Below are 10,174 nucleotides of genomic sequence, written 5' to 3'. Positions count from 1 at the left end.
TTGCGGGTGGCGCAGTATTCGGGCAGGTAGCGGCCGGCCTGGCGCATCAGCCACAGCGGCGTGTACTCGGTGGGCTGGCGCAGCAGCGCGCGCAGGAAGGTGTCGTTCTTGAGCGGGGCGAAATTGGAAGTCATGCGATATGGCAGGCGGGAATGAAATGCGCTTGCCGCCGCGTACCCGGGGGCACGCGGCGGCAAGCGCGAAGGGATGGGTCAGGTCCGGCTGTGGACAGCCGGCGACGAAGCAGGTTCGGCGAAGGCGGTGCCGGACACCGACAGCGCAAGCGCCGCCACCATCAGCGCGGCAGCCATCTTGGCGGCCTGCAGCAGCTTTCCCGAAAAAGAGGCTGCGGTTCCCGAAGTCGAGAGCGGCGCCATGATCAGCGCTGCCGGCTGTCGACCAGCTCGGGCAGGATGCCGAGCGCCTCGTACTCTTCCAGCTTGCGATACAGGCTGGAGAGGCCGATGCCGAGTTTTTGAGCGGCCGCGCGGCGGTCGCCGTTCGCGTCGGCGATCGCCTTGCAGATCACCGTGCTTTCGAAGCGGCGCACCTGCTCGCGCAGGCTCTCGCCGCCGGCTTCGCCATTGCCCGTTCTCTGTGGCGGCGCCACGCGTGCGACCTGAGGCGGCAGGTCAGCCCGGGTAATACGGCCTTCGTCGGCCAGAATCAATGCTCGATCAACCACGTTTTCCATCTCCCGCACGTTCCCGGGCCAGTCATAGGCGCTCAGGATTTCTTCGACATCAGCGTCGATGGAGATCTCTCCACCGTTGTTCAAACGCTTCGCACTCCTCTGCAGCAAGAAGTGCACCAGCCCCGGGATGTCTTGCCGCCGCTCGCGCAGCGGCGGTACGTGCACATGGAAAACCGATAGACGGAAATAGAGGTCTTCGCGGAATTTGCCCTCCGCGACCATCTGCCGGAGGTCGCGGTTGGTGGCGGCGACGATGCGGACGTCGGCGCGCCTGGCTTGCTCGCTGCCGACCGGACGCACCGTCTTTTCCTCGATCACGTGGAGCAGCTTGACCTGCAGCGCCAGCGGCAGCTCGCCTATCTCGTCGAGGAAGATGGTGCCCTTGTCCGCCTCGAGAAACAGGCCCTTGCGCGCCTTGTCGGCGCCGGTGAAGGAGCCCTTCACGTGGCCGAAGAGTTCGCTCTCCATCAGGTTCTCGGGAATGGCGCCGCAGTTGACCGGGATGAAGGGTCCGTCCGCGCGCAGGCTGTTCTGATGGATCTGGCGCGCGATCACGCCCTTGCCGGTGCCGCTCTCGCCGGTCACCAGCACCGTGCTGTCGGTCGGCGCGACCTTGGCGACCAGGCGTTCCAGCGCTTTCATCGCAGACGAGACGAAACCGAACAGCGGTTCACGCGAGCCGAGCACGAGATTTCTGAGAACGCGGTTCTCGGAACTGAGACGGCGCATGTCGCGCACTTTCTCGAGCCGGTGCATGACTTCTTCGTTGCGCACCGGCTTGATCATGTAATCGGACGCGCCGGCCTTGATCGCTTCGATCGCGGTATCGACCGAGGCATACGCGGTCATCATGATGAAACTGGTCTCGATGCCGGCCGCGCGGGCGCGCCGCACGAGGTCGATGCCGGTGAAGTCCGGCATCTTGATATCGCTGATGGCAACGTCGATGTCGCCCCTGGAGAGGCGTTCGAACGCCTCCGTCCCGTTGCCGGCCTGGCAGACGGAAAAGCCTGCGCGGCCGAGATGGGCGGCGAGAATCTGGCGGATCGCGGGCTCATCGTCCACGACCAGCACTTCGAGTGATTTCATCGGGTTGTCTTCAGCTTTGTTCATTATTGCAAGGGAAATTGACCTGGACACGGGTGCCGCGGCCGGGCGTCGACTGGATTTCTATGCCGCCCCCGTGATTCTTCATTATCGAGTAGCACAAGGATAATCCCAAGCCGGTACCCTTGCCAGCCGGCTTGGTCGTATAGAAGGCTTCAAACGCGCGTTCGGCGACTTCGGCCGGCATGCCGCTGCCGTTGTCTTCCACGCACATGCGCACGCTGTCGCCTTCGATGCCGGTCGACACGACGATCACGGGCTGGCGGTCGGTGACCTCCTCGAGTGCATCCATCGCGTTGAGCAGCAGATTCATGATCACCTGCGTCACCTGGTCCGGCACGCCGTGAATCGCGGGCAAGGCCGGGTCCAGCTCCAGCCGCAGGTCGACCCGCTGCAGGCGCTTGTCGTAGCGCACCAGGCTGGTGGTGCTGCGCAGCTGGGCATTGAGGTCGAGCAGCTGCGGTTCCGCCTGGCGGGGCGACGCGAACTCCGAGATCTCGCGCGTGATCGACGCAAGGCGGGAAGCCTGCTCCAGGATCATGTCGGGACGGCAGTCGCCGCACTGCGACCGGCTGCAGGACAAGCCGTGGGTGCGGCGCTCGACCATGTCCTGGGCAATGCCGGAAATGGCGGCGATAGGATTGCCGATCTCGTGCGCCACGCCCGCGGCGAGCGCGCCGATGGCGGCCATCTTCTCCTGGTGAAAATATTTCTGGCGTTCCAGGATCAGTTCCTTCTCGCGCTTGTCGAGGGCGGTGGCCATGTAATTGACCGCGGCCATCAGCTGGCCGACTTCGTCGTGCCGCCGGATAGGTATCGGCGGGCCACGATAGCCGTTGACGATTTCAAGTCCGCGTTTTTGCAGCACCACCAGGTCGCTGGTCAGGCGGCGGAAGAACAGCGCGCCGACCGCGTACAGGAGCGCGACGCCGACCACGCCGAGCAGCAGCGTGGTCATTGCCACCGAATCGGCCCGTCCCCGGTAGTGCTCTATCGTGAATTGCCGCTTGCGCTGCGATTCCTGCGCGAGACCCGCGAACTCGTCCTTGAGCGCGACCAGCTCTTCGGCTAGCGCGCGCAGCGCCGCGCGGGTGGGATCGGCATTGGCGGCCCGCAGGGCGGCTTCCGGACCCTGCAGGCTGAGGCGGAGCTGCGGTTCGCGCGCCCGCAGCTGCTCGAAGTTCATGCGCAGCATCTCGTAGTGGAGGCCGATCCGGCGCATGGCGGCCTCGCGGTCATCGCTGTCGATATTGGCGAACACGCTCATCACGACATGCGTGGCGGCGTTGTCGACGCGCTGGTACAGCGTGTCGGCTTCCACGGAATGAGCGATGTGATCGAATTCCGTCAGCAGGCGGTTCTTCTGATGGAAGACGAAGACGGCGATCATCAGCGCATAGGCGATCAGCAGGCTGAATACGATCAGGCCCTTGCTTCGCACCGAAAACACATTGCCGGCCGCGGCGTCGGCCGGCGCCTCGCCCGCCCCGGTCTGGACAGGTCCGGAAAAGGCGCCGAGCAGCTTGCTTGTGAGGGTCATGCGTAGGAGCTCGTCTGACAGCAGATAAGACATACCCCAAAGCAAGAACGGTTCCACGCGCCGCGTGCCGGCAGGCAGGACAAATCCTTCTCGTTCCCCCGTTTCCATTCTCGCATCTGGGATTTCACACCCTGTTTTTCCCATGGACAGGAAGAATCGGAATATTTCCGCCGGGAATCTTATGGCATGATAGTTGCAGCAGCTGCAAGCGCGCATCGAAACGGCTCGTGTTCCAGGCCCCCCCCCACCGGAGCTGCAAAGAATGACCGAGATACAAACAGCTCTGATCGACGAGGGCGGAAATGAAGCGAAGCACCGCTTTCGCCTGCGCCTGTTCACGGCCCTGTCCTTTGCCATCACCCTGCTGGCCGGCGGCGCCATCGCCACGCTGGTGGTGCAGATGCACCAGATGGACAAGCGCAAGGAAACCGAGCTGATCGCCGCCAGCCAGGCGGCGATGATCGAGGAACACCTGAGCCATGCGATGGCGAGCACCTATGCGCTGGCTGCGGTGGTGCGCCAGGGCGGCGGCAGGATAGACCGCTTCGAGGCGCTGGGCGAGGAGATGCTGAAGATGTACGGCGGCATCAGCAGCCTGCAGCTGGCCCCGCGCGGCGTGATATCGGCGGTCGTCCCGCTGGCGCCCAACAAGGCGGCCCTGGGACATGATCTGCTGCACGACCGCGCACGCAGCAGTGAAGCGATGCTGGCGCTGGAAAGCAAGTCGCTGACGCTTGCCGGGCCGCTCGAACTGCGGCAGGGAGGCATAGCGGTTGCCGGCCGGTTGCCGGTTTTCCTGCCGCAGGCCGACGGCCGCGAGCATTTCTGGGGCTTCACGATTGCCCTGCTGCGCGTGCCCGACCTGCTCGCGATGAGCGGACTGCAGCAGCTGCCACGGCAGGATTACGACTTCCGGCTGACCCATGTCGACGCCGGCGGCACGCGCCGCACGATCGCGGAGTCGACCGCCGATGGCTTCATGGACGCCGCCGAGCAGCCCGTGCGCCTGCCCAACAATACCTGGCACCTCAGCATCGCCCCGGCGAGCCGCGGGCTGGCGCCGTACATGCCGCTGGCCGCCGGTTTCCTGGTGCTGCTGGCCGCATGCCTCGCCGCGCTGTTCACCTACTCCAGCTTCCGGCATCCGCTGCTGCTGCAGCGGAAGGTTTACCTGCGCACGCGGGAACTGGCGGATTCCATCCTCAGGCTGAAGACAGAGGCAGCCGAAAAAATGCGCATCAACCGCATGGTCGAGCAGTTCAACCGCCTGTACAGCCTGCAGAGCCGGATCAACGCGGCCATCATGCGCATCGCCGACCGCGATGCCCTGCTGCGGGAGGTTTGCGCGCTGGCGGTGGAGAACGGCAGTTTTTCGCTCGCCCGGGTGGCGGTGCTGGATGAGCATGGCGACTGGCACTGGCAGGCCGGCAGCGGCAGGAGCGACGAGATCGGGGACACGGCCTGCCCGGTGGCGGCGTGGCTGGCGACGGACCCGGCGCGCGTACTGGTGCTCGCCGACGAAGGCGTGCAGGCGGACGGACCGCGCTCCCATGCCGCGCTCAGGCTGCGTCAGGCCGGCCGCACCGTCGCCGTGCTGAGCCTGCACGCGGACGCGCCGGATTTCTTCAATACGCAGTCGATGCTGATGCTGGTGGAGCTGAGCGACGACCTGTCGTTCGCGCTCGACAACATCGAGCGCGACACGCAACGGCGGCGCACGGAGGACAAGCTGCGCAAGCTGTCGCGCGCGGTCGAGCAGAGCGTCAACGCGGTGATGATCACCGATCGCCAGGGCGTGATCGAGTATGTGAATCCGTGGTTCACCCTGATCACTGGCTACACCGCGGAGGAAGCGATCGGCCATACGCCGCGGCTGCTGAAGTCGGCGGACACCAGCCCGGAGACCTGGAAGCGCCTGTGGAGCACGGTCCTGTCCGGAGGCGAGTGGCGCGGCGAGCTGCGCAACACGCGGAAAAACGGTGAACGCTACTGGAGCCAGAGCGTGATCTCCCCGCTCAAGGACGAGTCCGGCAATATCACCCATTTTGTCGCCGTGAGCGACGATGTCAGCACGCGCAAGCAGGCCGAGCAGACCATCCGGCGGCTGGCGTTCCACGATGCGCTGACCGGACTGCCGAACCGCCGCCGCCTGATCGATGCGCTGCAGAAGGCGACGGCGCAGCCCGACGCGCGGTTCGGACTGATGCTGTTCGACCTGGACCGCTTCAAGACGGTCAACGATTCGCTCGGCCATGAGATGGGCGACCTGCTGCTGCAGGAAATCGCGCACCGGCTCGACACGCGCCTGCGCGAGGGCGATCTGCTTGCCCGCATGGGCGGCGACGAGTTCGGCATGATCGTGCGGGATGTGACGCAGCCGGAGGACATGGCGCGCCTCGCAGACGACATCGCCGCGCTGCTCAGCGAGCCCTTCCACCTCGACGGACATGAGCTGTTCGTCACCGTCAGCACCGGCATCACCATGTACCCGGCCGATGGCGGCGACGCCGAGACCCTGGTGCGCAACGCCGACACCGCTCTCTATCGCGCCAAGGACGGCGGCCGCAACGGCAGCCGCTTCTTCACCGTCGACATGAGCGCGGAGTCGCGCCGCAAGCTGCGCCTGGAGAGCGCGCTGCGCGGCGCGCTGGAACGCGGCGAACTGCTGCTGGTGTACCAGCCGCAGGCCGACGTGGTCACGGGCCGGATTCGCGGCTGCGAAGCCCTGGTGCGGTGGAAGCACGCCGAGCTGGGCATGGTGTCGCCGGCGGAGTTCATCCCGCTGGCGGAGGAAACCGGCCTGATCCTGCCGATCGGCGAATGGATATTGCGCACCGCCTGCGCCCAGGCCAGGGAATGGGAGCTGGCGGGGCAGCCGGTACGGATCGCGGTCAATCTGTCGGCGATCCAGTTTCATCACGGCGACCTGGCGGCGACGGTGGCCGGGATTCTCGCCGAGCATTCGCTGCCGCCCGAACTGCTCGAACTGGAACTCACCGAAGGCATCCTGATGACCGACAGCGCGCGCGGCATGGAAACCCTCGGCCGCCTGCATGACATGGGCGTGCAGATATCGATCGACGATTTCGGCACCGGCTACTCGTCGCTCTCCTACCTGAAGCGGCTGCCGATCCAGGTGCTCAAGATCGACCAGTCCTTCGTGCGCGACATCCACACCGACCCCGACGACCGCGCCATCGTCACCGCCGTGATCGCGCTGGCGCACAGCATGAAGCTCAAGGTGGTGGCGGAAGGGGTGGAAACCGACGAGCAATACATCTTCCTGCGCGACCACCGCTGCGACATGCTGCAGGGTTATCTGTTCAGCCGCCCGGTGCCGGCGCAGGAAGTCTGGGAAATGATGGCCGCCGAGACCGCGGCCGCGACGTAACAGGAGCATCACATGCAAAACCAGGGCGGCGACGCCAGGACATTACCGGCGTGCCAGCCAGTCTGGGTCAGGCTCAATCCGCTCGTCTCGCGCTGCGCGCGCCTGTCGAGCGCGCCGGGAAACAGCGGCGAATCAGGCCAGGCGATCGAGCGCTGTGCCCGGCTCGACTGCCTGTTCGGCTTTCGCCCCGGCTGATCAGGGCCGTACCGGCACGGCCGGCATGAGCGCCGGCCAGGCGCCGCGTGCGATTGCGCGCCGCCCCTCGAACGCCAGCCAGCTCTGTCCGCCATAGTGCGGGAGCGGCCCGCTCAGCGCGGCGAGCGCCTCGGCGTCGGCCGCCGACACGACCGCGACCGGCGCTCCCGCGATGCCCGGGATGGTCCACGCCTGCGCACTGCCCCGCGTGCCGGGATCCGCGGGTCTCGCGGGCAGGCCGGTACGGGCGAGCGCCTGGTCGACCTCGGCGTGCAGGCCGACCAGGAGCACTGGTTCCCGCCCTTCCCGGAGCCCGGAAAGATCGGCCTCCTTCGGCGGGTTCTCGAACAGCGCCGCGGCGAGTGCACGCGCCGCTTCGGCCGTGCGCCCGTCGGCAGACAGCACGACCAGCCGCGGTGCCCGGGCCGCTATCCATTGCCGCCAGATAGGCGGCAGCTGCGCCGCATCGAGTTCGCGCCAGACGCGCAGATCCGGATCGAGGCGCACGGCATCGGCAGGCGACTTCAGGAGAAAGCTGCGGCGGCGCTCGCCGAATCGCACCACGTGCAGCTCAATGCCCGCCATGCCCGCCTTGCCTTCCTCCCGCTGCAGCTGCAGCGGCAGGCGCAAATCGTACGGCTGCCCCTCCTGCTCCAGCGTCACCTCCGTGCCGCCGGCGACACTGCGCGCCGCCGCGATGCGTACGCGCGGCCCGTCGGCGCGCTGCAGCCATTGCGCGAAAAAACCGTCCAGGCTGCGCCCCGAGGCCTGTTCGAATGCGGACCGCAGATCGTCCCATGAGGCCGCCCGGAACCGCTGCCGCTCCCAGAACAGGCGAATGCCGCGCGCGAACGCCTGCTCGCCGATATCGTCGCGCAGCATCAGAAAGAGCATCGCCGCCTTGCCGTAACCGAGGCTGGCGCCAGCGGCATGGGTGCGGTAGCGAAACGCCGACAGCGGCTTGCGCTCCGCGGCCGGCACCGCTGCGGCATCGCGCAGCCAGGACAGGCGCATCTCGTACGCGGCTTGCGGCGAAGCGTCTTCCCGATAGGCGTAGTCCGCCATGAAGGTCGTCAGTCCCTCGGACCAGTTGCCCTGCGCCGGGTCGATGCGCACGCCGTTGCCCCACCAGTTGTGCAGCACTTCATGACCGAGGGAGGTGGCGCGGATGAAGGGCAGCTTCAGTACATCGCGGCCGATGTAGGTGAGCGCGGGCATGCCGAAGCCGGTGGGAAGCGGCGCGGCGACGATGGAAAAGCCGCGCCACGGATACGGGCCGATATGCGCGCTGTAGCGCGACAGATAGCGGGCGGCATCCTCCAGGTAACCCTCGGAGAGGCCGGGCGTGGCGTCGAGTTCGGCGTCGAACAAGGTGCGCACCGCGACCTCCTCGCCGCCGGGAAGCCTGTGGCGCTTCTCCCGCATTATCCAGGGACCGGCCATAAGTTCTATGCCATCGGATGCATGCGGAAAATCGATACTCGCGCGGTACCGTGCATCGGCGGCGGACGGCAGCGACTCGGACAGCAGGTTGCCGGGCACCAGACCGCGCTGCGAGGCCGGCAGCGACAGATGCACGCGATAGGAGTGGGCCTGTCCGGGGTGGGGATACCAGCCGCCGTAGGCGGGCAGGAAGCTGCCTTCCGCGGAGGCCATCGGCGGCATCGCGGTCAGCACGCCGCGGTGGTCCCGCTGGCGATCCAGCGGCGGCAGCTCCCCCGCGTAGTCCACGCGCAAGCGGCCGCCGGCCGACGGCAGCTCGATCCGCCACTCCCTGAGATCATTCGCGCTGTTCCCCGGCCGGACCCGCAGCGCCTTGCCGTCGATCTCCGCGCGCTGCACGGCGAGAGAAGGATGCAGCACGAAGCGGAAAGCAGGCCCCGACACCGGCAGCGATGCGGACGCTTCCAGGCGCCGCCTGTCCGGGTCCAGTTTCACGTCCAGCTCGAGCAGCGGCAGCGCGAAGGCGGCGCCGGGCGCGAGCAACAGCCAGAGCGAGAGCCGGAGCAGCCAGCGCCGCATCATGGCCTGACCGGGAAACGCACCACCAGGTCAAGCAGCTGCTCGCCGCGCGCCACGCGCACCGGCAGCCAGGTGCCGGCAGGCTGCTGGCGCACCGCATCCATCACGGCGCGGGCGCGCGAGACCGCCCTGCCGCCCACCTCCACCAGCCTGTCGTCGGCGCGCATGCCGCTGCGTTCGGCGAGGCTGCCGGCGCTGACCTCGGCGATGCGCACGCCGGTATCGGTTTCTTCCAGCCGCACGCCGAGGCGAGGCGGCTCGGGCGCATTTGCCGCCGGCGCCGGCGGCACCGCGAAGACGGCGTCGGCCAGGCCCGGCGCCAGCCGCTCGCATGACTCTTCGGGGCCGAGCGGCAGCAGCGTGCCGATTTCCCGGATGCCGAGATCGCGCAGCTGATGCGGGACGCCGTAACCGTGACGCACATGGCCGCCGCCCATGACGCCCACCAGCAAGGCGCCGCGCCGCGCGGCAACGGCAATCGCCTCGGCCATCGCCCGATCCCACACCTGCTGCGATTCGACGAAGTAGCGGAATCCGGTGTCGCCGGCAGAAGGCTTGCCGCGGGAAGGCTTGCCATGGCTGGCATGCATGCGGTAGATGTCCAGCAGGTAGTCGCGGTAGGCGTCCGACGGCGGCGCCGGACGGCCGACACCCTCGCGGTCCGCCGGCGGGACCGCGTCCCAGCCGCGCGTACTGACGGCGCGGCTGAGCTTGCGGTCGATATTCAGCGCCAGCATGGGAATGCGGTTGAGCCGCGCGAATTCGAACATCGGCATATAGAGCGCCGGCGGAAAACTCCAGACCTCGCTCCATCCTGTCTGCTCCAGCAGCTGCTGCTGGCTGAGCTCGCCGGCCACCCAGCGGTCGAGTACCGGCTGCACCCGGCGCGGGAACATTTCAAAGCCGAGCACCATGTCGGGCCGCTGCGCATGCAGCGCGGCGATCACCTGCAGCTGCCAGCGATGGTGATCCTCGTTGTCATGCTGCTCGCCGAGCAGCACCGCCTGCTTGCGCGACATGGCGGCGATCAGCGTCGGCGCTTCGATCGTGGCGCCGCCCGGTGCCATCCAGGTCGCCGGCGCGGGACACGCGGCGCCTGCCGGCTGCGAAACGAACATGACGGCCAGGGCGGCCGCCCCGAGGATGGGACGCAGGCTGGACATGAAGACTCCGTTTCATGAAGACGCGGCTATTGTGCGCCCGAACCGGCCGGCGTGCAGGCGGC

The 10,174-nt window shown here is 67.5% G+C and carries 8 protein-coding genes; 2 read left to right on the top strand and 6 right to left on the bottom strand.

The features are described 5' to 3' along the window. From NCCP691_RS13895 to NCCP691_RS13880, 4 genes are all read right to left on the bottom strand, one after another. A partial coding sequence (locus NCCP691_RS13895; RefSeq protein ID WP_274387236.1) for a uroporphyrinogen decarboxylase family protein occupies positions 1-134 on the bottom strand: 134 nt, incomplete at its 3' end. Between the two features lie 78 nt (positions 135-212). Beyond that, a complete protein-coding gene (locus NCCP691_RS13890) occupies positions 213-377 on the bottom strand; it encodes a hypothetical protein (protein ID WP_220809133.1) in 165 nt (54 codons plus the stop codon). 2 nt (positions 378-379) lie between these two features. Beyond that, positions 380-1,783, bottom strand: a complete 1,404-nt coding sequence (locus NCCP691_RS13885; RefSeq protein WP_220809132.1) for a sigma-54-dependent transcriptional regulator — start codon at positions 1,781-1,783, stop codon at positions 380-382. Between the two features lie 10 nt (positions 1,784-1,793). Next, positions 1,794-3,341, bottom strand: a complete 1,548-nt coding sequence (locus NCCP691_RS13880) for a sensor histidine kinase (RefSeq protein ID WP_220809131.1) — start codon at positions 3,339-3,341, stop codon at positions 1,794-1,796. Positions 3,342-3,603: 262 nt separating this feature from the next. On the opposite strand from NCCP691_RS13880, the gene NCCP691_RS13875 reads away from it, so the two are divergent. Together NCCP691_RS13875 and NCCP691_RS13870 are read left to right on the top strand one after the other, a co-directional pair. Next, a complete protein-coding gene (locus NCCP691_RS13875) occupies positions 3,604-6,732 on the top strand; it encodes a bifunctional diguanylate cyclase/phosphodiesterase (RefSeq protein ID WP_220809130.1) in 3,129 nt (1,042 codons plus the stop codon). 12 nt (positions 6,733-6,744) lie between these two features. Continuing rightward, complete coding sequence (locus NCCP691_RS13870) at positions 6,745-6,927, top strand: hypothetical protein (RefSeq protein ID WP_220809129.1); 183 nt, start codon at positions 6,745-6,747, stop codon at positions 6,925-6,927. Here NCCP691_RS13870 and NCCP691_RS13865 read toward each other — a convergent pair whose 3' ends face one another. Then, positions 6,928-8,952 carry a M1 family metallopeptidase gene (locus tag NCCP691_RS13865; protein WP_220809128.1) on the bottom strand — a complete coding sequence of 675 codons (2,025 nt, stop codon included), beginning with the start codon at positions 8,950-8,952 and terminating at the stop codon, positions 6,928-6,930. Continuing rightward, positions 8,949-10,112, bottom strand: coding sequence for a ChaN family lipoprotein (locus NCCP691_RS13860; RefSeq protein ID WP_220809127.1), 1,164 nt, complete (start codon positions 10,110-10,112; stop codon positions 8,949-8,951). The genes NCCP691_RS13865 and NCCP691_RS13860 overlap by 4 nt, the downstream gene beginning before the upstream one ends. Positions 10,113-10,174 lie beyond the last annotated feature (62 nt).

The organism is Noviherbaspirillum aridicola, assembly GCF_019656455.1.
Lineage (GTDB): Bacteria > Pseudomonadota > Gammaproteobacteria > Burkholderiales > Burkholderiaceae_D > Noviherbaspirillum > Noviherbaspirillum aridicola.
Note: the sequence above shows the minus strand (reverse complement) of the source record. Positions and strands in the feature narration are given on the sequence as shown.